This window comes from Onishia taeanensis (assembly GCF_900100755.1).
In the GTDB taxonomy this organism is placed as follows: domain Bacteria; phylum Pseudomonadota; class Gammaproteobacteria; order Pseudomonadales; family Halomonadaceae; genus Onishia; species Onishia taeanensis.
On the sequence record NZ_FNCI01000011.1, the window covers coordinates 35,426 to 60,915 of the forward strand.

The window sequence follows — 25,490 nt, forward strand, 5'->3', positions numbered from 1 at the left end:
CCTCCTGTAAGGGGAACCGCTGCGCTTAGGCAGAGATACCAGTGATCTTGACTTCGGTGAACCACTGACGGTGGCCCTGACGCTTCATGGAGTGCTTACGGCGACGGAACTTGATGATCGACACCTTATCGCCACGGCCATGAGAGACGACTTCTGCCGCCACTTTGGCACCTTCGACCAGCGGAGCGCCAACCTTGACGTCATCGCCGTCGGCGACCATCAGCACTTCGTCAAACTGCAGGCTTTCGCCGGTGGCCACTTCCAGCTTCTCGAGCTTCAGGGTCTGGCCTTCCTGAACGCGGTACTGCTTGCCACCGCTCTTGATAACTGCGTACATAGCGTATCTCCAAACACTCATCGGGTTGAGCTCTTCATCGACCTGCGGCGAGTGGCGCCCCTTTTGGCAGCCATCTGACAGGGAGCATGATGAGTCGGGTGCGGGATTATAATCGCCTCGCACCTGTCAAGCAAGTCGGCCTCTATTATAGCGAACTGCCCCAGCTTGACGCCCTAACGGGGGGCCCATAGCATAAGCGCCATCATACAGGCCCACAGTGCTCACGAAGGCCGACTCCCACCTTTATATAAGCAGCTAGCCCATGCAGCCTACAGCGTCGCCTATTCATGCGGCGGTGGCCGAGGACTTCGCCGCCGTCAACCGCACCATCCTGGCCCAGCTGGCCTCCCGGGTCCCGCTCGTCGAAACCATCGGCAACTACATCATCGAAAGCGGCGGCAAACGGCTGCGCCCGATACTGGTGCTGCTGGCTGCCCGTTCGCTGGGTTACGACGGCAACCGCCATATCCACCTGGCGACGCTGATCGAGTTCATGCACACCTCGACGCTGCTTCACGACGACGTGGTCGACGAATCGCACATGCGCCGCGGCAAGACCACCGCCAACGATGCCTGGGGCAACGCACCCTCGGTGCTGGTCGGCGACTTCCTCTATTCCCGCTCCTTCCAGATGATGGTCGAAGTGGGCTCGATGCGGGTCATGGAAGTGCTATCCGGCGCGACCTGCACCATCGCCGAAGGCGAAGTACTGCAGCTGACCAATATCGGCAACCCCGACATCGACGAAGCCGCCTACTTCGAGACCATCCAGGGCAAGACCGCCATGCTCTTCGAGGCCGCCAGCCACAGCGGCGCGATTCTCGCCGGCGCTAACGCCGAGCAGGAAGCCGCTCTGCAGCGCTTCGGCCGCTACCTGGGCCTGGCCTTCCAACTGGTCGACGATTTGCTCGACTATCAGGGCGATGCCAAGGCTATGGGCAAGAACGTCGGCGATGATCTCGCCGAAGGCAAGCCGACCCTGCCGCTGATCCAGGCCATGGCCAAGGGCAGCCCCGAGCAGGCCAAGCTGATCCGTCGCGCGATCCGCGAAGGTGGCCTTGACCACCTCGAGGAAGTGCTCACCATCGTGCGCGAGACCGGCGCGCTAGAATATACCCGCGAGCGGGCCGAAGCCATGGCCGACCAAGCCCTAGCCGAACTCGACGCCCTGCCGCCCAGTGTCTATCGCGATACCATGGCCGAACTGGCCCATTTGGCAGTCGACCGCCAGACTTGAGCCACCGACCGGCACGGGTGGCCGATAAACGGAAAAAGCCCAACCAGCGTTAGGGCTTGCATAACACCAGCGGATCCGTATAATGCGTCTCCGTTGGGCCGCACGGCTCACACATCGGAGTATAGCTCAGCTTGGTAGAGCGCTGCCTTCGGGAGGCAGAGGTCGTAGGTTCGAATCCTGCTACTCCGACCACAGAATTCAGTAGAAACGGCCACTTAGCTCATCAGAGCGGTGGCCGTTTTTCGTTGGGCACTGCCTAGATTCCTAATAGGCCGCCTACCGCAGCACCGAGCCCAACCTCCTTCCTGCCTCTCCGGCTTTATCCCCCCCCCCCTCCGCAGATCAAGTCGCCGCATCAGCCACCTCCGGCATGATTCCCCCTGCGCATGGGGTTCCTCACGGCTACTCTTCGGGTGCATATTGTCGGCTAGATGCTCGACAACGCTAACTATCTGACGACAAGAGGAGACCCGCTGTGCCTGCCGACACACCGACCGATCAGCTACCCACCACCATGGCCGCGATGTTGCTGACCGGCCATGGCGACATCGACAAGCTCGTCTACCAGGATGACGTCGCGGTGCCAAAGCCTGGCCCCAGCGAGGTACTGGTGCGCGTCACCGCAACGGCCAAGAACAATACCGACCGCAAAGCCCGCGAGGGGCTATACCCCACCAAGGACAAGGGCGACGTCACCTCCTTTGCCATGGGCGGCTCACCGACGCTGACCTTCCCGCGCATCCAGGGCGCCGATGTGGTCGGCCATGTGGTGGCGGTGGGTGACGGCGTGGCCAGCGTGCGGATCGGCGAGCGCGGCCTTCTCGACTTCAACCTCTACCCGGATGAGCGCCACGACCTGAACCTGGTGCCAGATTACTATGGCCACGGCGCCGACGGCGGCTTCGCCGAGTACATCGCCGTGCCCTCGGATCAGTTTCATGCGGTCAGCAACCCGGGGCTACATGACGCCGAACTGGCCGCCATGGGCATGTGCTCCTATCAGACCGCCTATCACATGATGACCTCCGCTCGGGTCTCGGCCGGCGAGCGGGTGCTGGTCACCGGTGCCAGCGGTGGCGTGGGTACGGCGCTGATCCAGCTGTGCCGCATCGTCGGGGCAATTCCCTACGCCCTTAGCCAGCCGGACAAGGCCGAGGCCCTGCTCGCACTGGGCGCTGAAGCCGTACTCGACCGTAGCGACATGGCGGACTTTACCGAGCAGGTGAAGGCCGTGACCGGCGGTGCGCCCATCGATGCGGTGATGGATCTGGTCGGCGGCGAGATGACCGACCGCTTCATCGATACCATGATCTTCGACATGCGAAAGCGCAGCAGCTACCCGCGCCTGTCGATTGCCGGCGCCAGCGGTGGCAACCTGAGCGAGATCATGTGGACACGCATCTACCTATATCAGGTGCAGATCTTCGGCGTCTCCCACGGCACCCGCGCGGAAGCCGAACAGCTCGTCGAGTGGATCCGCAGCGGCCAGCTCAAGCCGGTGCTGCACGCCGCCTTCAAGCTCTCGGCCTTGCACGACGCCGAACGCTACTTCGTCAATCGCGGCAGCAACTACCTGGGCAAGATCGTGATCGTGCCCGATGCCCAGTGGGCCAAGCACGGCGCCCCCTTCGCCCTTAAAGACGCCCCGCAGGAGAGCGCGCAATGAGCCAGCCGCTGAGCTTTCAGTTGATCGACACCCACGCCGGCGGCGACGTCAGCCGCATCGTCATCGGCGGCATCGCACCGCTGCCCGGCGCCAGCGTGCGCGAGCAGATGCACTACCTGCGCGATGACGCCGACGGCCTGCGCCGGCTATTGCTGGAGGAGCCCTACGGCATTCCGGAGATGTCGGTAGACCTGATCGTGCCGGCCACCGACCCGGCGGCCGCGGCGGGCTACATCATCATGGAGGTGATGGGCTATCCCATCTATTCCGGGTCGAACACCCTGTGTACCGCTACGGCGGTACTGGAAAGCGGCATCGTGCAGAAGCAGGAAGGACACCAGCAGTTCAAGCTGGAGTCGCCGGCGGGGCTCGTTCAGATCGACGCGCGCGTCGAGAACGGGGTGGTCGAAGCCATCACCTGCGAGGGCTTGCCCAGCTATATCGACACCTACCAGGCCAGCATTCAGGTGCCCGGCATCGGCAAGGTCACCTATTCGATTGCCTACTCGGGCGGTTTCTATGCGCTGGTGGATGCCGCCGAGCTCGGCTTCTCGCTGGTGCGCGAAGAAGAGCGGGCACTGGCTGACTGTGCCCACAAGATCGTCGAGGCTATTAAAGCCGAACGCGGCTTCTCTCATTACAGCCTGGGCGACGTCGGCCCGCTGCCCTTCCTGCACTTCATGGGGCCTGTCGAGCAGATCGCCGACGATTTCTATCGTTCGCGCTCGACCACCTATGTGCATCCCGGCGTGATCTGTCGCAGCACCACCGGTACCGGCACATCCGCGCGCCTGGCCCTGATGCATCACGAGGGCCGCATCAAGCCGGGCGACCGGCTGGAAACCGTCTCGCTGCGCGAGACCGGTTTTATCGGTGAGTTCACCGGCACCCACCAGGAAGGCAGCCAGGCGGTGGTGGAAAACACCATCACCGGCAAGAGCTATGTACTGGCCCGCTCGGAGATCGTCGTCAACTGTGACGACCCGATGGTCGAGTGCCAAGGGCTTCGCCATATCCTTAAGCAGGACTAAAGCGACAGGAAGGAAGAAAGAACAGGCGCCAGGCAAGCCCTATGACGCCGGGCTGATACGCAGCCCGTGGCGCTGCATCTTGCGCACCACGCTTGGCTGACTGATGCCCAGCCGTTCGGCGATGGCATAGCTGCTGCCAAGCTCACCGCACAGCGAGGCCAGAATGTCGCGTTCGATACGCGCCATGGCCTCCTTGAGCCCCTCGCCCTCGGCCAGCCGGCTCGCTTGCTCACCGGCGGCAGCTGGCCTGGCACCTATGCCGGGCGCAGTCGCCAGGCCCTCACTGACAGAGGGGTCGTTGACCGCCGCCAGGGCATCGCCCTCGGGCGTTGCGATCACCCGGCCCGCGGCAGAAAGCCAGGCGCGCTCCAGCCAGTTCTCAAGCTCGCGCACGTTGCCCGGCCAGTCGCGTCCCATCAGCTCCTGCCAAACGCCGCTGTCGAGAATCTTGTCGCCGCCATAGCGACGGTTGAGCTGCTTGAGCTGGCGCTCGACCAAGCCGGGAATATCCTCGCGACGCTCCCGCAGCGGCGGCAGGGTCACGGGAATCACGTTCAGCCGGTAGTAGAGGTCGAGCCGGAAACGGCCTTCCTCCACGGCCTCGGCCAGGTTCTGGTTGGTAGCTACCACCAGCCGGAAGTCGACCCGCCGCGGCGTGGTGTCGCCCAGCCGCATCAGGCTGCCGTCCTGAATCACCTTGAGTAGCTTGGTCTGCATGGCGAGCGGCAGTTCGCCGATTTCATCGAGGAACAGCGTGCCACCGGCCGCCTGCTCGAGGAGCCCCGCCTTGCCCTTGGGGTTGCTGCCGCTGAAGGCCCCCGGCTGATAGCCGAACATCTCTGACTCGAACAGGCTCTCGGGAATGGCGCCGCAGTTGACGTCGATGAAGGGCCCCTCGCCCCGCGCGCTCCAGCGGTGCAGTTGCCGGGCGAAGGCGGTCTTGCCGACGCCGGACTCGCCCAGCATCAGCACATTGGCATCGGTGGGGGCGACACGCTTGAGCAGCAGGGCGATTTCCTGCATTACGCTGCTGCGCACCTCCAGCACGCCCGCCAGGCCCGCCAGTGCCGGGTCCTGCTCGCCGGGAACCGCGCTCTCCCCGACGCTGCGCTTGAGGTGGTCGCTGAAGCGCTGCTGCAGCAGGGCGTACTCCTCCTGCAGCAGTTGAAGGTCGGTTAAATCCATCGAGCGGCTGACCACGCAGGCCAGCCGCCCCTCGCTGAACACCGGATGTGCCTGGGCGACCACCCGCCGGCCGGTGCCGGTATGCTGCAGCAGCTGCGCCGGCTTGCCGGTGCGAATCACCTCGAGACTCACCGACGGCTTGAGCACGCCCTGCTCGACCAGGGTCCGCACATTGCTGCCACGCAGTGCCTCGCAGGACATGCCATAGACGGCAGCGGCCCCTGGGCTTACATCCCGCACCTGGCCGCTGGCATCGACCACGAAGAAGTGATCATGGGCGGTATCGATGATGGTGCTGAGAATGGCACTGTCCAGCTCGCTCATGAGACGCCCTCCGGCGATACATTGTTGAATCAACGATACGACAATGCATCAACACAGCCCGCCAGGCAATGCATAACTGCATCATGGGCAACTCAACTCGTTGAAATTCAATGACATAAAAGTTGGCACGTTTCCTGCTCTACTACTCCCTATAGAGAGGCGCCTGACCGTCACGACGCGCCAGGACGCTTTGCAAGGTCTTTTGAACAAGGACGGACTCGCGACCAGGACGCCTTACGCGAGAAGCCTTGACTACCGACACCAAGAACAAGGAGCAGGACGTGAGCGACTTCAATCAGCCATTGGGCGGCAATGACATGCCACGTTTCGGCGGCCCGGCCACCATGATGCGGCTGCCGACCCAGGAAACCGCCGCCGGCCTCGACGCCGCCTTCATCGGCATTCCGCTGGATATCGGCACCTCGAACCGCCCCGGTGCCCGTCTGGGGCCGCGTCAGATTCGCGACGAGTCCCGCATGCTGCGCCCCTACAACATGGCGACTCGCGCGGCGCCCTTCGACAGCCTGCAGGTCGCCGATATCGGCGATGTGCCGATCAACACCTTCCACCTGCCCAAGAGCATGGACATCATCAGCGACTTCTACGATGAGGTGCTCGCCCACGGCTGCGTGCCGCTCACCCTGGGCGGCGACCACACCGTGACGCTGCCGGTGCTGCGCGCCATTGCCAAAAAGCACGGCCCGGTGGGGCTGATCCATATCGACGCCCATGCCGACGTCAACGATCACATGTTCGGCGAACCCATCGCCCACGGCACGCCGATCCGCCGCGCCCAGGAAGAAGGCCTGCTCGACAGCCGCCGCGTCGTGCAGATCGGCCTGCGCGGCACCGGTTATTCCGCCGAGGATTTCGACTGGTGCCGCGACCAGGGCTTCCGCGTGGTCACCGCCGAGCAGTGCTGGCACAAGTCCCTCGAGCCGCTGATGGCTGAGGTACGCGAGCAGATGGGCGATGGCCCGGTGTACATCACCTTCGACATCGACGGCCTCGACCCGGCCTTCGCACCGGGCACCGGCACCGTGGAAGCGGGCGGCCTGACCATGCCCCAGGGCATGGAGATCGTGCGCGGCGCCCGCGGCCTCAACGTGGTCGGCGGCGACCTGATGGAAGTCGCGCCGCCCTACGACACCAGCGGCAATACCGCGCTGATGGGCGCCACCCTGCTTTACGAAATGCTCTGCGTGCTGCCGGGCGTCATGCATCGCGACTGACGGCTCAGGCTTCAAGGCACCCCACGACTGACCCGGCCAGCGACACCGCTGGCCATCGGGCCTGAATCACGCACTACACACCCTAAGCCCAATACAACTCCAATAGGGAATACCTCATGTCTTCATCACTAGACGCGACCGACGAGATTGCCACCGATCCCGAACCGATAAACCGCCGAGGGCTGCTGAAGTTTCTAATCCCCTCGCTGCTGGGGGTCGGCCTGTTCCTGGTGCCGTTTTCGGTCAACGACACCATCAATATCGGCATGGGCCTGATGGCCGACGGCCTGAAGGCGGCACTGGGCGATACTCTGCCGGCCATCGCGGTGTTCGTGCTCTGCCTGTCGGTGGTGCTCACCGCCGTGGTCAAGTTCGGCAAGCCCGCTTGGGGCCAGCAGGGCATCGGCAAGGAGCTCTTCGATGTAGCGCCGCTGTGGTTCGCCATGCGCGGCCTCGGCGCGCTGTTCGCGCTGATGACCTACTTCCAGGTCGGCCCTTCCTTTATCACCGCCGCCTACACCGGTGGGGTGATGCTCAACGACCTGGCGCCGGTCCTGCTGACGTTCTTCTTCTTCGCGGCCATTCTGCTGCCACTGCTGGTCGACTTCGGCTTCATGGAGTTCATCGGCAGCCTGGTGCGCAAGCCGTTTAGAATGATCTTCGGCCTGCCCGGTCGCAGCGCCATCGACGCTACGGCTTCCTGGATGGGGTCGGGCACCGTTGGCGTGCTGATCACCACCCAGCAGTACGAGCAGGGCTACTACAATCGGCGCGAAGCGGCGGCCATCGCCACCAACTTCTCGATCGTGTCGATCGCCTTCGCGCTGCTGGTGACCAGCTTCATCGGCATCAACCACCTGTTCGTGCCGTTCTATCTGACCGTGGTGGTGTCGGGGCTTATCGCGGCGATCATCGTCCCGCGCCTGCCGCCGCTGTCGCGCAAGGCAAACACCTACCATGAGCCGGTCGGCTGCCAGATCGCCGAAGAAAGCACCGGCGACATGGGCCTTTTCCGCTACAGCCTGAGCATCGCCGTGGCTCGCGCCGAAACGGCACCCGGCCCCCGCGCGCTGGTGCGCGTTGCGCTCTTCAACGTCGCCGATATCTTCCTCGGCCTGCTGCCGCTGGTGATCGCGATTGGCACCGTGGCGCTGGTATTCGCCGAATTCACGCCGCTGTTCACCTGGCTCTCCTACCCGATGGTGCCGGTGCTCGAGTGGCTGCAGATTCCCGATGCCGCGGCCGCCGCACCGGCAACGCTGGTGGGCTTCGCCGATATGTTCCTGCCGGCGGTGCTGGCCAAGGACATCGACAGCGAACTGACCCGCTTCGTGATCGCCTGCCTGTCGCTGACCCAGCTGATCTACATGTCGGAAATCGGTGCCCTGCTGCTCAAGTCGAAGATCCCGCTGAAGCTCTGGGAACTGGTGGTCATCTTCCTGCTGCGTACCGCCATCACCCTGCCGATCATTGCCTTGATCGCCCACGTCTTCGTCTTTTGAGGAGTGCTGACATGACCTGTGCCGAGCTGCTCATCGCCCTGCTGCGCGACCGTTACGGCGCCGATACCGTCTTCGGCATCCCCGGCGTGCATACCGTCGAGCTCTACCGGGGCCTCGCCGACAGCGGCCTGCGCCACATCACGCCGCGCCACGAACAGGGCGCCGGCTTCATGGCCGACGGCTATGCCCGCGCCACCGGCAAGCCCGGGGTCTGCTTCATCATCACCGGCCCAGGCATGACCAATATCGCCACGGCGATGGGCCAAGCACTGGCGGACTCGGTGCCGATGCTGGTGGTCTCGAGCGTCAATCGCCGCGACACCCTGGGGCGCGGCCAGGGGCGGCTGCACGAGTTGCCAAGCCAGCAGCAGCTGCTGGCCGGCGTCGCCCGTTTCAGCCATACCCTGCTCGATCCGGCGGCCCTGCCGGAGGTGCTGGCCCGGGCCTTCGCAGTCTTCAATGGCATGCGCCCGGGGCCTGTGCATATCGAGATTCCCATCGATCTGTTCGATGCCGAGGTGTCGGCGCCCACCCAGTGGAGCGCCCCAGCCATTCATCGCCCGGCACCGGACCCCGCCGGGCTCGCCACCGCCGCTGCCTGGCTGCATGACGCCAAGCGTCCGCTGGTACTGCTGGGCGGTGGCTGCGTCGCGGCACCCGAGGCGGCCCGCGCGCTGGTCGAGCGCCTGGATGCGCCAACCGTCACCACCATCAACGCCAAGGGGCTGCTGGGGAACGGCGATGGCGCATCGCCCTCGCCACGCCATCCGCTCGATCTGGGGGCCAATGCCGCCCTGCCCGCCGTGCGCGAGCTGGCCCATGATGCCGATGTGATTCTCGCCATCGGCACCGAACTCGGCGAGACCGACTACGATGTGGTGTTCGACGATGGTTTCCTGCTGACGGGCCGGCTGATCCGGGTCGATCTCGACCCCGAGCAGCTGGTGCGTAACCAGTCGCTCTCCCTTGGCCTGATCGCCGATGCCGGCGCCACTCTCGAAGCGCTGCTGGCCCACTTCCCGACGGCCCTGTTGCGTCAGGGACAGGTGCGCACCGCCGCGGCGCTGGAAGCCCTGGCGCTGCCCCTGGACCCGGCGTTCGCGCCCTTCGTGCCCTTGTTCGACACCCTGAACGAGGTGATGCCCGAGGCGATCCTCGTCGGCGACTCCTGCGCGCCGGTCTACGCCGCCAATCATCTGGTCACCAAGTCCGAGCCGCGGCGCTTCTTCAACGCCTCGACAGGCTACGGCACCCTGGGCTACGGCCTGCCCGCGGCCCTCGGCGCCAAGCTGGCTCGCCCGGACCTGCCGGTGGTGGCGATGGTCGGCGATGGCGGCGTGATGTTCACGCTCTCAGAAATTGCCACCGCCGTAGAGGAGCGCCTGCCGGTGGTGATTCTGCTGTGGCACAACGGGGGCTACGAGGAGATTCGTCGCTACATGGCCGCCAACGGCGTCACCCCGATCGGCGTCAACCTGCATGCTCCCGAGTTTCAGACCCTGGCCAATGGCTTTGGCTGCCTATCCACCCGGGTCGAGGATCCTGCAAGTCTCGCCAAGGCCCTGGCGCAGCGCCCCGAACAGGGCCCCTTGCTGATCGAGATAGATGCCCATCGCTGGTCCACCGGCTGAGGGTCTCGATCTGTAAGGCTGCATGGCATCGACAGATCCCGTTTCACCCCAACTCTTGATAAGGACAACAACAATGAGCCAATCCTCGTCACCCTTCGGCCAGGACACCCTGGCCGCCGATAACGTCGAACGCAGCCTGGGCATGCCCGGCACCTTCGCCCTGTGGCTGGGTGCCAATGTGGTGGTCACCACCATCCTTACCGGCATGCTGCTGGTGCCTGACCTGAGCTTTCAGCACGCCATGCTGCTGGTGCTGATCGGCTCTGCGGTCGGCATCATCCCGCTGGTGCTAATCGGCCTGATGGGCCAGCAGACCGGCATGACCACCATGGTGCTGGCGCGCGGCACATTCGGGCGACTGGGGGCGATGTTCCCGGCCTGGGTCAACCTGTTCGCGCTGATCGCCTGGAGCTGGATCCAGGCGCTGCTGGCCGGCATGAGCCTCGACTATGCCGTCTCGAGCCTGACCGGCTATTCCAACGTCGCGCTGTTCACGGTGCTATGCGAGGCACTGGTGGTAATGATCACCCTGCGTGGCCACCTGGGCATCGAGAAGGCGGAAAAGCTTGCCGCGGTGCTGATGCTGCTGCTGTCCGGGGTGGTGGTGTTCGCCTTGGCCCGCAACTACGACCTTCCCTCGATCACCGACATGGAAGCGACGGGCGCCCTCGGTGCCGGTGTGGCCTTCGATATCATCATCGCCACCGCCTTTTCGTGGATTCCGCTGGCCGCCGACTACAACCGCCACTGCCGCTCGCCCAAGGCCGCGGTCATCGGCACCTGGGCCGGCTATGTCACCGCCACCCTGATCGCCATGGGCCTTGGCGCCACGGTCTCGGCCTTGTCGGTCTCGATCGGCTTCCCGCAGACCTATGACCCGACCCAGCTGCTGAGCAGCTTCGGCTTCGGACTGCCCGCCGCCCTGGTGATCTTCTTCTCGGTGCTGACCACCAACGTGATGTGCGTCTACAGCGCGACCCTGTCGTACATGAGCGTGCGCACCCAGAGCCCCTTCTGGAAGCCGGCCCTGATCATCGGCGTCATCTCGGTGCTGGGCTCGCTGATTCCTGGCATCCTCGACCAGTTCCAGACCTTCCTGCTGATTATCGGCAGCGTCTTCATCCCGGCCTTCTCGCTGATGATCGTCGACTACTTCCTGGTCGACCGCGACCGCTACACGCCCAAGCACCTGATCACGGACGCCGCGACCCTGCCGGCGATCAATCCGCAGGCGCTCGGCTGCTACGTGGTCGGGGCGGTTCTCGCCTACTACTGGAACTGGGTCGCGCCGCTGAGCTTCGGCGCATCGCTGCCGGTATTCGTGCTAACTGGGACGCTCTACTTCGTCATCAGCAAGCTGTCCAGGCGCCAGCAGAAGGCCCGCGCATGAGTTCAACGTCCTCGCGCCTCGAGCGCATCGCGCCGGATCAGTGGTATCGCACCCAGCGCCTGAGTGATGGCATCACCCTGATCGACGAGCCTTGGATCAAGCCGTTCTTCCGCTGCAATATCTGGCATGTCCGAGGACGCGACCGCGATCTGCTGGTGGACTTCGGCCTGGGTGCCGTGCCCCTGCGCCGGCATGTCGCGCTGCTCGCCGAGCACGACCTGGTCGGCGTGGCCAGCCACACCCACTTCGATCATATCGGGGCGGCCAGCGAGTTCGACTGCTGCCACGTGCATGCCGCCGAAGCCGATATCCTCGCCGCGCCGGATAACGCTCGCACCCTGGCCGATGCCTTTCTCAACGATGAGATGTTCGACGCCCTGCCTCCGGCGCCCTATGCCCACAGCGGCTATCGCATCCCAGTACCACCCAAGATCGCCCACCTCGAAGATGGCGACGTCATCGACCTGGGCGACCGACGCTTCGAGGTCATTCACACGCCGGGCCATTCGCCCGGCGGCATCGCCCTTTGGGAAGCCGCCACCGCTACCCTGATCTCCGGTGACCTGGTCTATGACGGCCCGCTGATCGAGGACGCCTGGCACAGCAATCTCGCTGACTATGCCGCCAGCATGCGGCGCCTGCGCGCCCTGCCGGCCCGCACCGTTCACGGCGGCCACTTCCCGAGCTTTTCTGGCGAGCGGCTGAACGCCATGATCGACGACTGGCTTGCCCATCACGATCAATGACCTCTCGCCCCACCTCTCTAGACCCATCTCTCGACTTATGACGGAGCGCGTCATGCAAAAGATTGACCAGCAGTTCATCAACAATCACTGGGTGGCCAGCCAGAGTCAGCGCCGGCTGGCCGTCATGGACCCGTTTCGGGAAACGGTGATCGCCGAAGTCACCGCCGGCGACCCGGCCGATGTCGGGGCCGCCGTTACCGCGGCCCGTCAGGCGCAGCCCGCCTGGGAAGCCCTTGGCGGCAATGCCCGTGGCGACTATCTGGACGCCTTCGCCGAGGCCCTGAGCGCACGCCGCGAGACGCTGACCCGGCTCTCGTCCACCAATAACGGCAAGGCGCTGATGGAAGCCGGCATCGACCTGGACGATGCCATCGCCTGCTACCGCTACTATGCCGGTCAGGCCCGCGCTCTGGAGGCCCGGCAGGGGCGCCTGGTGGAACATGCCATGGACGGCGTCGAAGCCCGCTGCTATGAAGATCCCGCCGGCGTGGTCGGCCTGATCGCGCCCTGGAATTTCCCGCTGGTGACCAGCGCCTGGAAGCTCGCCCCGGCACTGGCCGCCGGCTGTACCGCAGTCTTCAAATCGTCGGAAGTCACACCGCTGCCCGAGCTGGCGCTGGCCGATATCGCCCTCGAGATCGGTCTGCCCGCCGGTGTGCTCAACCTGCTCAACGGTGACGGCGACGGCATCGGCGCGCCCCTGAGCCAGCATCCCGGCATCGACAAACTCTCCTTCACCGGCAGCAATGTGGTCGGCGAGAAGATCATGCAGGCCGCCGCCCGTGGCGTGCGCGGCGTGTCGCTGGAGCTCGGCGGCAAGTCGCCGATCCTGGTGCTCGACGATGCCGACGTCGAGCAGGCCGCCGATTGGGTGATGGCCGGCATCTTCTTCAACAGCGGCCAGATCTGCTCGGCCACCTCGCGCCTGATCGTCCACGAGGCGATCAGCGAGCCGCTGTATGCCGCCCTCGGCGAACGTATCGACGCGCTGACGCTGGGCGACCCGCTGGATGAGGGCACCGACATGGGCCCGATGACCAGCGAACGCCAGCGCGATGCCGTGCTGTCCTACCTGGCGCAGGCCGAACGCGAAGGGCTCGAGGCCGTCCGCGACGCCCGCCATCGCACCCTGCCGGATCAGGGCTTCTTCGTCGCCCCGGCGCTGTATCGCGACGTGCCGACCGACAGCCGCCTGTGGCGCGAGGAAATCTTCGGCCCGGTGCTGTGCGCCAGAAGCGTGGCAAGTGAAAAAGAAGCGATTGCGCTGGCCAACGACTCGGCGTTTGGCCTTGCCGCCACCGTGATCAGCGGCGACGCCGAGCGCGCCAAGCGCGTCGGCCGCGCCCTCAGGGCGGGCAGTATCTGGTTCAATACCGAGCAGTTGGTGCTGCCCGAAACGGGCTGGGGCGGCTTCGGCATCAGCGGCATTGGCCGCGAGCTGGGCCCCTGGGGGCTGGCCGGCTATCTCGAGGTCAAGCATATCGTGGGGCCGGCCTGAACCTCGTCAAGGTCACCCCAACGACGCGCCGTCACCCCTGCGTCCGCAAAAAAGAGACCGCCGAGGCGGTCTCTTTTTTCGTTCGCTTGGTTAGGTTCGATGCGACGGCCCGTCGTCGAAGGCGCGGGCCATCAGGCGGCGCCTGGCACCGGGGAAAAATGGGTGCGGGCGTGGTGATAGAGGACGCTGGCATAGCCGTTGCGATGAAGCAGCTTGTGAATCTTGGCCGGGTCTTGATCCTCGAGCGCGCGGCGCAGCTTTTGTTGCTGCTCGGCATCGATCGCTTCGTGCCAGTGGAAAGGCGCTCCCTTTGCCAGGGCCTGCTCGGCCTGCTGCATGAGGTCGATTTCCACTCGCCCACCCTGCTGATAGAGCAGGTCGAAGCCTTCCTGGCGCTCAGCGGCGGGGACGTCGCAGGGCTTCTCCATCGCTTCCAGTACATTGACGTAGTAATAGCTAAGCGGCTGCATCTCGGCTCCTTTCAAGGGAATTGTTGTCTTGCCAACGTGCGTTCTGCCGGTCTTGCCGACCACCCCGCAACGGGGTACTACAGGTTGAGTGTATCTTACCCATGGCATTCCGACAGCCACCCTCGCTCTTGTGCTGGAGGGCCCATGACGGCGCCGGCGTTGCCAGCTCAATAAGAACCCTGTAGGGATAAACTTACTGAATTCGCTATTGGCTAGGTGATGCATGGCGCTACACCCTTTCACGCTCTCGATGAGCAATGCTTCCTCGACAACCAATGCTTCCTCGACCGCCACGGCGTCCTCGGCAGCGACGGCGCCAGGCCGCCCACCTCAGCCGGCCTGGCTCAGGGAGTGCCTGATCTCACTGGCGATCGCGGTACTGATCGGCGTGCTGGCGGTGGGCGCCGGCGTCATCTGGCAAGCACAGGGCCTTGGCTGGCTGGCAGCCGGGCCGCTGGTGGTCGCCATTGGCTGGTGTCTGGCCTGGGGGTTCTTGCTGATACGCCATCTCCACCAGTCGCTGATCGGCGCCCTTGGCTTCTGGCTGGTGCAGGGAACCCTGTGGCACGGCAGCTACCGGGATGGGCCGCTCGGCAAACTCGAGACGCCACTGCTGGTCATCTGGGCCCTGATGCTTGCCGCTCTGGCCTTGACCCTGCTGGCACTCTGGCTTGCCAAGGCTTACCGAAGCCGCCTCGGTATCGGCCGTTAAAACAGGCTCGCCTTCCCAAGCGCCTCGCGTGCGGGCCCGCTATTCAAGAAGAGTTCCCGCCCCTCATATGCGCATACTGCATATCTCGTATCAGTATTCATCAGTTCTCGAATACGGTGACAGCCTCTAGAGTGGCTATTATTAATTCGCCGCCGCGGGCGGCGAGGTAACAGTCGTCACCTTTTTCCAAACCATCACCAGGAGCTTTCATGAGCAAACGCATTCTGATGGTACTGACCTCTCACGACCGTCTTGGCGACACCGGCAAGAAGACCGGTTTCTGGCTCGAAGAGCTGGCAGCCCCCTACTACGCCTGCCTGGATGCCGGCGCCGAGGTAACTTTGGCCTCCCCCCAGGGCGGTCAGCCACCGCTGGACCCCGCGAGTGACGCCGAAGACAGCCAGACCGATGCCACCCGTCGCTTCAAGCAGGACGATGCTGCCAAGGCCGAGCTGGCCAACACCCATCGCCTGTCCGAGATGAAGGCCGACGACTTCGACGCCATCTTCTACCCGGGCGGTCACGGCCCGCTGTGGGACCTGGTCGACGATGCCGATTCGATCCGCCTGATCGAGACCTTCTGGGCTCAGCAGAAGCCGGTGGCAGCGGTCTGCCATGCGCCCATCGTGCTGCTCAATGCACGCGATGAGTCAGGCGAGCCGCTGGTCAAGGGCCGCGAGGTCACCGGGTTCACCAACGGCGAGGAAGACGCCGTGGGCCTGACCGAGATCGTGCCCCAACTGGTCGAGGATGCGCTGATCGGCTGCGGCGGCGTGTACTCCAAGGCCGACGATTTCACGCCCTACACTCGCCAGGATGGCCGCCTCATCACCGGTCAGAACCCGCCCTCTTCCGAGCCGGTGGCCAAGGTACTGCTCGAGGCGCTCGGCCTCTGAGGTCGTCATCGACGCCTCTCATCCCGCCCTTGAATCCGGCGGGATGATCCCAAGGTTTATTAGTCAGCTATCGAGCATGGTGAGAGCGACTCGCCAGGCTCGAATCTTGATCACTGTTACGGAGGTTGCATGACTCAGCACAGCGTTATTCCCAATCCCGGGCTCGGCACCTTCCGTCTTAAGGGCGATACCCTCAAGAGCGCCGTCAGCAACGCCCTGGAGCAGGGCTATCGTCATATCGATACGGCCCAGATGTATGGCAACGAGGCCGAGGTCGGCCAGGCGATCGCCGAGAGTTCGGTGCCGCGTAACGAGATTTTCCTGACCACCAAGGTCTGGCACGACACCCTCAAGCCCGATGATCTCAAGAAGAGCGTCGACGAGAGCCTGGAAAAGCTCGGTACCGATTACGTCGACTTGCTGCTGATCCACTGGCCGTCGCCGAACGATGAGGTGCCGATGCGCGATTACCTCACCGCTCTGCGTGAGGTACAGAAGGCTGGTAAGACTCGTCATATCGGCGTATCCAACTTCACCATGGCGCAAATCGACCAGGCCGTGGATATCCTCGGCGAAGGCGTACTGCTGACCAACCAGATCGAGGTCCATCCCTTCCTGCAGAACCGCGCACTGGTGGAGCACTGCAAGCGCCACGACATCGCGGTCACAGCCTTCATGCCGCTGGCCGTGGGCAAGGTGATGGAAGACGACACCCTCAAGCGCATCGCCGCCAACCACGATGCCACCCCGGCACAGGTCACCCTGGCCTGGCTTCAGGCGCTGGATATCGTGACTTTCCCGTCGTCCACCAAGGCCGATCACCTCAAGAGCAACATCGAGGCGCTGAAGATTACCCTTAGCGACGACGAGCTTGAAGAAATCGCCACGCTCGACCGGGGCGAGCGCATCGCCAACCCCGACTTCGCCCCCGACTGGGACTGATCGCGAAGCACGGTAGCCGCATCGTTCGTATCTGATCTAGCGACGAGATACGAGCGTATAAGGCGATATAAAAAGGGGCGGCGGCCATCAGCCACCGCCCCTTTTTTGCATCTGCCCTTCGGCTCGATAGACCCAGCCACTCACACACATAGCGACAATTCAGCGGCACTGCACCTCGCCGTGGGCAACACTCACGGCATAGACACGGCAATCAGGTGGCCACGATGCAGCGCCTTTCTCTGGACAAGGCAACCCTCAGGGTTCGTGATCTCGATGCGCTGACCCAGGTCTTCGGCGAGCTGCTGCCGCTGTTGATCGCTACCCCCACCGGGGCGGTTTTCGAGCTGGGCAGCGATGCCCGAGGGCATACCCAGGTACTGATGCTGGTGAAGAGCGAAACGCCCTCACTGCCACGCCGCATGACCCTCGAAATCCCCGACGCCGACTTTCCCGCGCTATGTGAGCGCATGACCGCCCGCGGCGCCCGCCTCTATCAGAGCCAGGGCAGCAGTTCCCCCGGCTGCGCCTGGCGGGTGCTGAGCTGCCCTCTGCCCGAGGGGCATCATCTGCAGGTGGTCACCATCGACCCTAGGCGCTGTGCGCCGGTCAACATCCGGCCCGCCGCCACGGGCGCCTGAGCGCCCGGTGAGCGCGCCCTCAGCCGCGATCTGACTGCTTGCGCTGGCGATTTCGCCGGTAGGTTCGCGCCACCGCCAGCACCAGTGCTGCGGCGATCATCAGCCCGAGCGTCAGCCCCTGCCAGGGCCGAGCGGCGTCGCCCATCACGGTTTCAAGCGTAATGACGGCGATCAGGCCAACGGCCTGACTGGCAATTGCCAGCGCGCGCAGGATGTCGAAGGCAGGCTTGGCCATGAGAGCTCCCGGTGTGAATCATCTGAGTGTGGATCGTTTGAGCAGGCGAGGGGGTGTGGATAAAAAATCTCGGATAAAACAGTCTCGGATAAAAAAAGTGTCAGACTGAGACGCCACCCTCGCCAAGCCTCATGATACCCAATGCAAAGGGGCCGGGTCGTCTAGAGCCCCGGCTTCAGCACCAGCCTGCCGGGCTCGATATCCAGGGTCACGGCTCGCGAAGCCAGGCGCTCCTTCCACCCCCAGCCCATGGCGTCCGGGTCCAGGCGATACACCGGCACGCTCTCCAGGGTCTGGGCGACCAGGCGCACCACCATGTCGGTGACCGGCGCGATATCCACCGGCAGCCAGGGCGCATCGATGCGGCTGTCGAGCAGCGTCAGGCGACGCAGATAGATCGCCCTCTCGTCGTTATCGTAATAAGGCATGCCCTCGAGGCTCAGCGACACATCGGCGGGCAAGTTGGACGCGAAGGCGTTGACGGCGACACGACCGGCCACCGCGATACGCACCACGTCGCGACCGTCCGGGCCAACGGCGAGATCGGTGGACTCGAGGCGCAGCGACAGCGGTGAGCCGGCCTTGAGCTGGGTCCGGTCGAAATCTTTCACGGCCGCCGTCAGTTCCTGCTGCAGCGCCTCCTCGCTGACCGAATAGGACAGCGAGGAGCAGCCGCTCAGGCCAAGCAGGCAAATCAAGATCAGGGGAACGAGATGGCGCATGGGACAGACTCCGGCAGAGGGATGCGGCCATCCTGTCCCATTCTTGCCCTGTCGCCAAGCGCCAGCGCGCCTTTGCGCTATAGGCCGCTCTCTTTATGGACGGCATTAGTGACAGGCATTCGTGACAGCCATCGGGCGAGGCAGTAGGCTAAGCGCGACTCTTTGCCACGCGGCGCCGGCGTGCCTGCCGCTCGCTCGTCCTTTTTCGCCGCTGATATTCGCTACTTATCGGAGCCCGACGACATGGATGCCCTGGCCATCGGTCCGCTGCTGATCTCGCTACCGCGCCTCTATGCCCTGGCGGCAGCGCTCGTCCTGCTGGTCCTCAGCCTGGTGCTGCTTGGCCTGCCAAGGCGCGCCCATGCCCGTTGGTTCAATGGCCTGCTGCTGAGTTGGCTGGTGGCGGCGCGCCTGGGGTATGTGCTCACCCACCTCGACAGCTTCGCCGCCGCGCCGCTGGATGCCCTCAAGTTCTGGCAGCCCGGCTATATGGGCCTGGCGGGGCTCGCCGCCGCCAGCGCCTGGACGGGCTGGACGCTGCGGGCCCATATGGGGCGCATGCTGGGCGGCCTGGCGCTGCTGCTGGGCTGCTCGGTGCTGTGGCTGGCGCTGGTCGGCTGGAACCCACTGGGATCGAGCGCCAGCCTGCAAACCCTGCCCGAGCTGACGCTCGAGAACCTCGACGGCGAGCCCATCGAGCTTGCATCGCTCGAGGGCCAGCCGGTGTTGATCAACCTCTGGGCCACCTGGTGCCCGCCCTGCCTGCGCGAAATGCCGCTGCTCGCCGACGTCGCCCGTCGCGATGACATCACCGTGGTCGCCGCCAACCAGGGGGAAGAGCTGCTGCAGGTGGTGCGCTACCTGGACGATAACGACTTAGGCTTCGACCAGACACTGCTCGACCCGCAGCAGCGCCTGGGCGTGATCGTCGAGTCACCGGGGCTGCCCACCAGCCTCTACTTCGATGCCGACGGCCGGCTGGTCGAGCGCCATGTCGGCGAGCTCAGCCGGGCCCAGCTCGAGGCCTGGACGACGCGCTGAACGGGATTCTGCCCACTCGTTCTGCCTAAGGCCGCATGACCTCATCGGCATGCGGCCCTCGCTTTTCCGGCAGGCGCCTTGCCCACTTAAGCCGCGCCCCGCTTTGCTGTAAGATACCGCGCCCTGTCGTCGTCGGCCGCTTTGTGCCGGCTACGTGCGCATCGACCCTTTCAGTATCCGAGGCAGCATGAGCGAATTTTCTCCCGGCCAGCGCTGGATCAGCGACGGCGAAGCCGAGCTGGGTCTGGGCACCGTCCTGAACTGCGATTTCCGTACCGTCACCGTGCTGTTTGCCGCCAGCGAGGAAACACGCACCTACAGCGTGCGCCAGGCCCCCCTGACCCGGGTGGCCTTCGGTAGCGGCGACCGCATCCAGTCCGCCGAGGGCTGGCAGATGCTGGTCGACGACAGCAAGGAAGAACGCGGTCTGATCGTCTATATCGGCGAGGACGACCAAGGCCAACTGCGCGAGCTTCCCGAAGCCCAACTGGCCGACACCATGCAGTTCGACCAGGCCCGCGACCGTCTGCTGACCGGCCAGGTCGACCGCAACGACTGGTTCAACCTGCGCTTTCGCACCCTGCACCACCACAACCGCATCGAGCAGAACCCGGCGCTGGGTCTCGCCGGCCCCAAGGTCGACCTGATCGACCACCAGCTCTATATCGCCGACGAAATCACCGGCCGCCATGCGCCCCGCGTGCTGCTGGCCGACGAAGTGGGCCTTGGCAAGACCATCGAAGCCGGCCTGATCCTGCATCGGCTGCTGCTCACCGGCCGCGCCGAGCGGGCGCTGATCCTGGTGCCGGACAGCCTCACTCACCAGTGGCTGGTCGAACTGCTGCGTCGCTTCGCTCTCAAGGTCACCCTGCTCGACGAGCACCAGAGCCAGGCCCATAGCGACGGCAACCCCTTCGAGACCGGCCAGCTGGTGCTGGCGAGCCAGCAGTGGCTGTTCAACAACCCGCACCGCCAGGCCCAGGCCGAGGCCTGCGACTGGGACATGCTGATCGTCGACGAGGCCCATCACCTGGACTGGACCCCGGACGAGCAGGGCCCCGGCTATAGCTGCGTCGAGCGCCTGTCGACCGCCATCGACGGCGTGCTGCTGCTCACCGCCACCCCCGAGCAGATGGGCCTCGAGAGCCACTTCGCGCGGCTGCGCCTGCTCGACCCGGACCGCTATCAGGACCTCGAACGCTTCAAGGCCGAGGAGGCCGGCTACGTGCAGGTGGCCGAGGCCATTGATGCCCTGGATGCCCTTCCCGCCGCCACCGCGGCCGAGAGCGCCGCCGCCCGGGCGCGGATCGATGCGGTGATCGACGACGCCGACAGCCAGGCCCTCCTCGATACCCTGGCCGAGCCGGAAAGCGATGACGCCCAGCGCGAGGCGGCCCGGCGCCAGCTCACCGAGCAGCTGCTCGACCGTCACGGCACCGGCCGGGTGATGTTCCGCAACAGCCGCCGTCATGTCGGCGGCTTCCCCTCCCGGGAGCTGCACGTCAGCGAACTCGCCCTGCCCTCGGCCTATCGCCGCGTGCTGCGCCGGATCGAGCGCGACGAGGACTACCTCGACGAGCTGCTGATCGAGACCGGGTTGGATCATCCGGACGTGCTGATCTATCCGGACGCCATGTACCGGGCGCTCGGCGAGGACCCGCTCAACGCCGAACCCTGGTGGCAGTTCGACCCCCGTGTGACCTGGCTGCTCGAGCAACTCACCGAGGTCGGCGACGACAAGATGCTGGTCATCGCCCACGACCGCGACACCGCCCTCGAGCTCGCCGAGGGCCTGCGGGTGCTGGGCGGCGTGCATGCGCCGGTGTTCCACGAGGGCCTGACGCTGGTCGAGCGCGACCGCGCCGCCGCCGCCTTCGCCGATGACGAAGACGGCTGCCAGGTGCTGGTGTGCTCGGAGATCGGCTCCGAGGGCCGCAACTTCCAGTTCTGCCGCCACCTGGTGATGTTCGACCTGCCCCAGCACCCGGACCAGCTCGAGCAGCGCATCGGTCGCCTGGACCGCATCGGCCAGCAGCACGCCATCCAACTGCATGTGCCGGTGTTCGAACAGAGCCCCGGCGCCCGCCTGTTGCGCTGGTATCGGGAAGGGATGGACGCCTTCAGCGCGCCCCATGGGGTCGGCAGCGAGCTGTTCGATGCCTTCGGCGACGAGCTGGCCGAGGCGCTGCTCGACGAGGAAAGCCTCGAGGAACTGATCACCGAGACCCGCGCCCTCTTCGACACCAAGCTCAAGGAGCGCGAGGCCGGCCGCAATCGCCTTCTCGAGCACAATGCCTGCCGCCCCGCCCGCGCTGCCAAGGTGATCGAGGCGATCCGCGAACTCGACGACGACAAGGCGCTGCCGCGCTACCTGGAGCAGGCGCTGGATATTTTCGGCGTCGACAGCCAGGACCTCGGCGGCAATATCATGCATCTGCAGCCGAGCCCGCAGATGCTCGACGGCCTACCGGGCCTGGTGAAAGGCGAGGATGGCTTCTCGGCCACCCTGTCGCGCGCCCAGGCCCTGGCGCGGGACGACGTGCAGCACCTATCCTGGGAACACCCGCTGGTGCGCGAGATGATGGCCCGCCAGCTCGACGGCAACATGGGCAACACGGCGCTTGCCCTGCTCAAGCATCCGGCGATTCCCGGCGGCCGCCTGATGACCGAGCTGGTCTTCCGCACCCACTGCCCGGCACCCAAGAAGCTGCACGTCAACCGCTTCCTGCCGGCCACCGCGGTGCGCGTGCTGCTCGACGAAGCCGGCAGCAACCTGTCCTCCAAGGTCTCCTTCGGCGGGCTCGCCAAGAACCTCACCAAGGTCAAGAAGGCGGTGGCCCGCGACCTGATCAAGGACCGCCACGATCAGCTGCGCGAGCTTTTGACCCAGGGCGAGCAAGAAGCCGAGCGCGAGCTGCCGAGCATCGTCGAGGCCGCCCAGACCCGCATGCGCGAGACTCTGGACGGCGAGCTTTCTCGTCTCAAGGCGCTCTCCCGGCACAACCCAGCGGTGCGCGAGGATGAGCTGAAGGCCCTCGCCGACACCCGGGCCGCGCTGGACAGCGCCATCGAAGGCACCCGGCTGCGCCTGGATGCGGTGCGCGTAATCGTCACCATCGACACCGACTAGCCTCGGCGCCGGTCCCGGCGCCCTATCGAACGCCTGAAACCCAGCGCGCCCGGCCACTTTGGCCGGGCGCGCTGGGTTTTACGGCAATACCGCGACTCACGAACCTTCCGTTGCCAAGGGAGATCTTGGTGATAAGGGGGAACGTAGGCGCCGAGAGTTCTGAACCGACTCGAACAGCGCTAGCGCCCAAGGATCGCCGTCAGCGCCTGATCGAGTGTTGGGTACTGGAAGCGAAAGCCGGCCTCCTCGAGGCGCGCCGGGCGCATGTCGGCGCCGGTCAGCAGCAGGTTGGCCATTTCGCCGAGACCGACCTTGAGCACGCAGGCCGGCACCGCCATGAAGGCCGGCCGCTTGAGATGGCGAGCCAGCGTGGCGGTGAAGGCGGCGTTGGTTTCGGGCTTGGGGGCCGAGGCATTGAAGGGGCCGCTAAGGTCCTCGCGCTCGAGCAGGAATTCGAGCAGCGCCAGCATGTCCTCGCGGTGAATCCAGGGCATGAACTGACGCCCACTGCCGAAGGGGCCGCCGAGCCCCAGCTTGAAGGGCGTCAGCATCTTCGCCAGGGTTCCGCCGTCCTTCTCGAGCACCAGCCCCGTGCGCACCAGCACGACCCGCACGCCATGAGCCTCGGCGGCCTTGGCCTCCTGCTCCCAGCGCTCACACAGGCGGTGGGCGAATTCGTCGTGGGGCGGCGTCTCCTCGGTGACCCGGTTATCGCCCTGATCACCGTAGTAGCCCATCGCCGAGCCGGAAAGCATCACCTGCGGCGCGGCGTCGCTCTCGGCGAGTCGACCGCAGAGTTTCACCAGCTCCCGGGTGATATCGACGCGAGAGTCCACCAGCCGATGCTTTTGCGCCTCGCTCCAGCGCTTGCCGGCGATCGACTCGCCGGCCAGGTTGATGATTGCCTCCGGCCGCGCCTCGGCGAACGCCATGACCGTGTCCGCGACCCTCGCACCCGCCGGCAGCAGGTCCCGCGCGCTAGCCGGGTCCCGGGACACCACCAGCAGGTCGTGTCCTGCCTCGGCCAGGCGTTGGCACAGGGGCCTACCGACGAAGCCGGTTCCACCAGTGACCAGAATACGCATGCTGCCTCCTTAGAATACCGAACCCTATGTGATGCCCAACGGCGACGAGCGGTCTTGCCTTGGCAAGCTCTCCCGAATCAGTCGCTGCCGCGGTGCCTGGAAACCAGCACCCGCTGACGTAAAACCGAGCACTAGAAGCTGAGAAAAGAGCCTGATGACAAGCGTGGCTCATGACGATCCTGCCACGCCAGGACCCACTGCCTGCGTCGAGCTCCGGGGCGCTGATGGACCATCACAACCTAGACTAGGGGTTATACAGCGTTTGTACGAGTCTGTTAACCTAGTAAGCATTGATGACTGTAGCGCCAGCCACGACAGTCACCCGGAGGATTCATGACTGCCATTCCATCCATCGCCATTATCGGTGCCGGGCTGTCGGGCCTCGCCTGCGCTCAGGCACTCGCCGATCACGATATCTCAAGCGAGGTCTTCGACAAGGGCCGGGGGCCGGGTGGCCGCATGACCAGTCGCCGGCTCCCCGGGGCCGTCGTCGACTTGGGGGCTCAGTATTTTACCGCCCGCGAATCACGCTTCTCCGAGCAGGTCGCCGTCTGGCGCAAGGCCGGCTTGGTGGCTCCCTGGCCGCAGCGGCTGTGGCGCGTCGAGGCCGACGGCTGGCAGCCCCATCATGATGATCAAACGCGCTATAGCGCTGCGCCGCGCATGAGCGCCCTGACACGCTCGCTGGCCGAGGGCGTCGACCTGCATGCCCAGACGCGCATCACCGGCCTGCAACAGAGAGCCGACGGCTGGTGGCTGGCCGACGATGCGGGTCGCGATCATGGCCCCTATGCCAGGGTCGTGGTCACGGTACCCACCCCCCAGGCCGAGCCGCTGGTCGCGCCCCATGACCCGGCGCTGGCCGCCGACTGCCTCGCCATCGTGCAACAGCCCTGCTGGGCTGGCTACGCGGTATTCGATGAGCCCTTGCCGGAACTGCCCGGCGTCGATGCCGACTGGCAAGCCGCCTTCGTCAATGTCGGCCCGCTGAGCATGGTCAGCCGCAACGACACCAAACCTGGCCGCCAAGCGCAGGACGAGAGCCTGACCCTGCTCGCCAGCCACGAGGCCAGTGCGGCATGGCTGGAAGACGATGCCGATGCGGTTGCCGAGCGGCTTTTCTCGGCCTTCGAGTCGCTCTATCCACGGCCACTGCCCAAGCCGCGTCTGATCGGCGCCCATCGCTGGCGCTATGCCAAACCCTGCGGACCGGCCACCGGCGGCCCTGGTTACCGGCTCAGTGCCCGCGGCATTGCACTTTGTGGCGATGCCTTGCGTTCATCTCGCATCGAGGGAGCCTGGCTTTCCGGGCATGACCTGGGCCAAACCCTGGCCGCCGAAATCGGTTCCTGAACAAAGTGTAAGACGTTGATAGCTGAAAGACTGACGCCCGACGTCAGCGCTGCCACCGATACCACCGCTCATTTCTTGTACGCCACGAGGTTTACATGTCACACGCTCTGATCCTGCTCGCCCACGGTTCTCGTGACCCGCGCTGGAAGGCCCCCTTCGAATCCTTGGCCGAGACCTTGGCGGCACGCCTCTCGACTCCGCTGCGCATGGCGTATATGGAGCTCTGCGAACCGTCGCTCGAAGCCACTGTGGCCGAGCTTCGCGACAGCGGCATCGAGCGCGCCGACATCCTGCCGCTATTCTTCGCCGCCGGTCGGCACCTCCGCGAAGACGTGCCGGGCCAGATCACTGCCCTGGGCGCTGCCCACCCCGATATCGCACTGACGCTACTGCCACCGGTAGGCGAACATCCGGCCTTCGTCGATGCCCTGGCCGGCATTATCGACGAGCGGGCCAACGGCTGATCGGCGGTGATGATGGGATGCCG

Annotated in this window: 23 protein-coding genes and 1 tRNA gene; 18 read left to right on the forward strand and 6 right to left on the reverse strand. The window is 65.3% G+C overall.

The window, feature by feature from the left end:
- Positions 1 to 25: 25 nt before the first annotated feature.
- Positions 26 to 337, reverse strand: coding sequence for a 50S ribosomal protein L21 (gene rplU, locus BLR71_RS12805; RefSeq protein ID WP_092527040.1), 312 nt, complete (start codon positions 335 to 337; stop codon positions 26 to 28).
- 262 nt (positions 338 to 599) lie between these two features.
- Between rplU and ispB the strand changes: the two genes are divergently transcribed.
- The 4 genes from ispB to BLR71_RS12825 all read left to right on the forward strand — a co-directional run bounded on the left by ispB (position 600) and on the right by BLR71_RS12825 (position 4,271).
- Positions 600 to 1,574: an octaprenyl diphosphate synthase gene (gene ispB / locus BLR71_RS12810; protein WP_092527043.1), complete on the forward strand. Its 975-nt coding sequence runs from the start codon at positions 600 to 602 to the stop codon at positions 1,572 to 1,574.
- 115 nt (positions 1,575 to 1,689) lie between these two features.
- A tRNA-Pro gene (locus BLR71_RS12815) sits at positions 1,690 to 1,766 on the forward strand.
- Between the two features lie 322 nt (positions 1,767 to 2,088).
- Positions 2,089 to 3,240: a zinc-binding dehydrogenase gene (locus BLR71_RS12820; RefSeq protein WP_092527288.1), complete on the forward strand. Its 1,152-nt coding sequence runs from the start codon at positions 2,089 to 2,091 to the stop codon at positions 3,238 to 3,240.
- Positions 3,237 to 4,271, forward strand: coding sequence for a proline racemase family protein (locus tag BLR71_RS12825; RefSeq protein ID WP_092527046.1), 1,035 nt, complete (start codon positions 3,237 to 3,239; stop codon positions 4,269 to 4,271). The genes BLR71_RS12820 and BLR71_RS12825 overlap by 4 nt, the downstream gene beginning before the upstream one ends.
- Positions 4,272 to 4,310: 39 nt before the next feature.
- On the opposite strand, the gene BLR71_RS12830 is transcribed toward BLR71_RS12825, so the two are convergent.
- Positions 4,311 to 5,780 (reverse strand): sigma-54 interaction domain-containing protein, encoded by a 1,470-nt coding sequence (locus BLR71_RS12830; protein ID WP_092527049.1) that lies wholly within the window; start codon positions 5,778 to 5,780, stop codon positions 4,311 to 4,313.
- 281 nt (positions 5,781 to 6,061) lie between these two features.
- Here BLR71_RS12830 and speB point away from each other — a divergent pair, with 281 nt between their 5' ends.
- The 6 genes from speB (at position 6,062) to BLR71_RS12860 (ending at position 13,779) form a co-directional block, all read left to right on the forward strand.
- Complete coding sequence (gene speB / locus BLR71_RS12835) at positions 6,062 to 7,012, forward strand: agmatinase (protein WP_092527065.1); 951 nt, start codon at positions 6,062 to 6,064, stop codon at positions 7,010 to 7,012.
- 116 nt (positions 7,013 to 7,128) lie between these two features.
- A complete protein-coding gene (locus BLR71_RS12840) occupies positions 7,129 to 8,514 on the forward strand; it encodes a YjiH family protein (RefSeq protein WP_092527068.1) in 1,386 nt (461 codons plus the stop codon).
- 11 nt (positions 8,515 to 8,525) lie between these two features.
- Entirely contained in the window at positions 8,526 to 10,145 is a 1,620-nt protein-coding gene (locus BLR71_RS12845) for a 5-guanidino-2-oxopentanoate decarboxylase (protein ID WP_092527071.1), read from the forward strand.
- Between the two features lie 73 nt (positions 10,146 to 10,218).
- Complete coding sequence (locus tag BLR71_RS12850; protein WP_092527074.1) at positions 10,219 to 11,535, forward strand: purine-cytosine permease family protein; 1,317 nt, start codon at positions 10,219 to 10,221, stop codon at positions 11,533 to 11,535.
- Positions 11,532 to 12,281, forward strand: coding sequence for an MBL fold metallo-hydrolase (locus tag BLR71_RS12855; RefSeq protein WP_092527077.1), 750 nt, complete (start codon positions 11,532 to 11,534; stop codon positions 12,279 to 12,281). Before BLR71_RS12850 ends, BLR71_RS12855 begins: the two co-directional genes overlap by 4 nt.
- Positions 12,282 to 12,333: 52 nt before the next feature.
- Positions 12,334 to 13,779: an aldehyde dehydrogenase family protein gene (locus BLR71_RS12860; RefSeq protein ID WP_092527080.1), complete on the forward strand. Its 1,446-nt coding sequence runs from the start codon at positions 12,334 to 12,336 to the stop codon at positions 13,777 to 13,779.
- 131 nt (positions 13,780 to 13,910) lie between these two features.
- On the opposite strand, the gene BLR71_RS12865 is transcribed toward BLR71_RS12860, so the two are convergent.
- Complete coding sequence (locus tag BLR71_RS12865) at positions 13,911 to 14,249, reverse strand: hypothetical protein (protein WP_092527083.1); 339 nt, start codon at positions 14,247 to 14,249, stop codon at positions 13,911 to 13,913.
- A 223-nt stretch (positions 14,250 to 14,472) separates the two neighbouring features.
- Between BLR71_RS12865 and BLR71_RS12870 the strand changes: the two genes are divergently transcribed.
- From BLR71_RS12870 to BLR71_RS12885, 4 genes are all read left to right on the forward strand, one after another.
- Entirely contained in the window at positions 14,473 to 14,961 is a 489-nt protein-coding gene (locus tag BLR71_RS12870) for a hypothetical protein (protein WP_092527085.1), read from the forward strand.
- A gap of 209 nt (positions 14,962 to 15,170) precedes the next feature.
- Positions 15,171 to 15,857, forward strand: coding sequence for a type 1 glutamine amidotransferase domain-containing protein (locus tag BLR71_RS12875; RefSeq protein WP_092527088.1), 687 nt, complete (start codon positions 15,171 to 15,173; stop codon positions 15,855 to 15,857).
- A gap of 129 nt (positions 15,858 to 15,986) precedes the next feature.
- Complete coding sequence (gene dkgB, locus BLR71_RS12880; protein WP_092527091.1) at positions 15,987 to 16,799, forward strand: 2,5-didehydrogluconate reductase DkgB; 813 nt, start codon at positions 15,987 to 15,989, stop codon at positions 16,797 to 16,799.
- A 224-nt stretch (positions 16,800 to 17,023) separates the two neighbouring features.
- Complete coding sequence (locus BLR71_RS12885) at positions 17,024 to 17,437, forward strand: VOC family protein (RefSeq protein WP_092527093.1); 414 nt, start codon at positions 17,024 to 17,026, stop codon at positions 17,435 to 17,437.
- Between the two features lie 19 nt (positions 17,438 to 17,456).
- Here the strand turns inward: BLR71_RS12885 and BLR71_RS12890 are convergent, their stop codons facing one another.
- Complete coding sequence (locus BLR71_RS12890) at positions 17,457 to 17,672, reverse strand: hypothetical protein (RefSeq protein WP_092527103.1); 216 nt, start codon at positions 17,670 to 17,672, stop codon at positions 17,457 to 17,459.
- Positions 17,673 to 17,833: 161 nt separating this feature from the next.
- The gene (locus tag BLR71_RS12895; RefSeq protein ID WP_092527106.1) at positions 17,834 to 18,394 is read right to left on the reverse strand and encodes a YceB family lipoprotein; all 561 of its coding nucleotides are present in this window, start codon (positions 18,392 to 18,394) and stop codon (positions 17,834 to 17,836) included.
- Between the two features lie 243 nt (positions 18,395 to 18,637).
- Between BLR71_RS12895 and BLR71_RS12900 the strand changes: the two genes are divergently transcribed.
- Both BLR71_RS12900 and rapA read left to right on the forward strand, forming a co-directional pair.
- Positions 18,638 to 19,435 carry a TlpA family protein disulfide reductase gene (locus BLR71_RS12900; RefSeq protein ID WP_092527109.1) on the forward strand — a complete coding sequence of 266 codons (798 nt, stop codon included), beginning with the start codon at positions 18,638 to 18,640 and terminating at the stop codon, positions 19,433 to 19,435.
- Between the two features lie 187 nt (positions 19,436 to 19,622).
- Entirely contained in the window at positions 19,623 to 22,565 is a 2,943-nt protein-coding gene (gene rapA, locus BLR71_RS12905) for an RNA polymerase-associated protein RapA (RefSeq protein ID WP_092527112.1), read from the forward strand.
- A 179-nt stretch (positions 22,566 to 22,744) separates the two neighbouring features.
- Here the strand turns inward: rapA and BLR71_RS12910 are convergent, their stop codons facing one another.
- Positions 22,745 to 23,650 (reverse strand): TIGR01777 family oxidoreductase, encoded by a 906-nt coding sequence (locus BLR71_RS12910; protein ID WP_092527114.1) that lies wholly within the window; start codon positions 23,648 to 23,650, stop codon positions 22,745 to 22,747.
- A gap of 333 nt (positions 23,651 to 23,983) precedes the next feature.
- Here BLR71_RS12910 and BLR71_RS12915 point away from each other — a divergent pair, with 333 nt between their 5' ends.
- Together BLR71_RS12915 and BLR71_RS12920 are read left to right on the forward strand one after the other, a co-directional pair.
- A complete protein-coding gene (locus BLR71_RS12915; protein WP_092527116.1) occupies positions 23,984 to 25,003 on the forward strand; it encodes an NAD(P)/FAD-dependent oxidoreductase in 1,020 nt (339 codons plus the stop codon).
- A gap of 95 nt (positions 25,004 to 25,098) precedes the next feature.
- On the forward strand, positions 25,099 to 25,467 hold the full coding sequence (locus tag BLR71_RS12920; RefSeq protein ID WP_092527118.1) for a sirohydrochlorin chelatase: 369 nt from the start codon (positions 25,099 to 25,101) through the stop codon (positions 25,465 to 25,467).
- Positions 25,468 to 25,490: the final 23 nt, after the last annotated feature.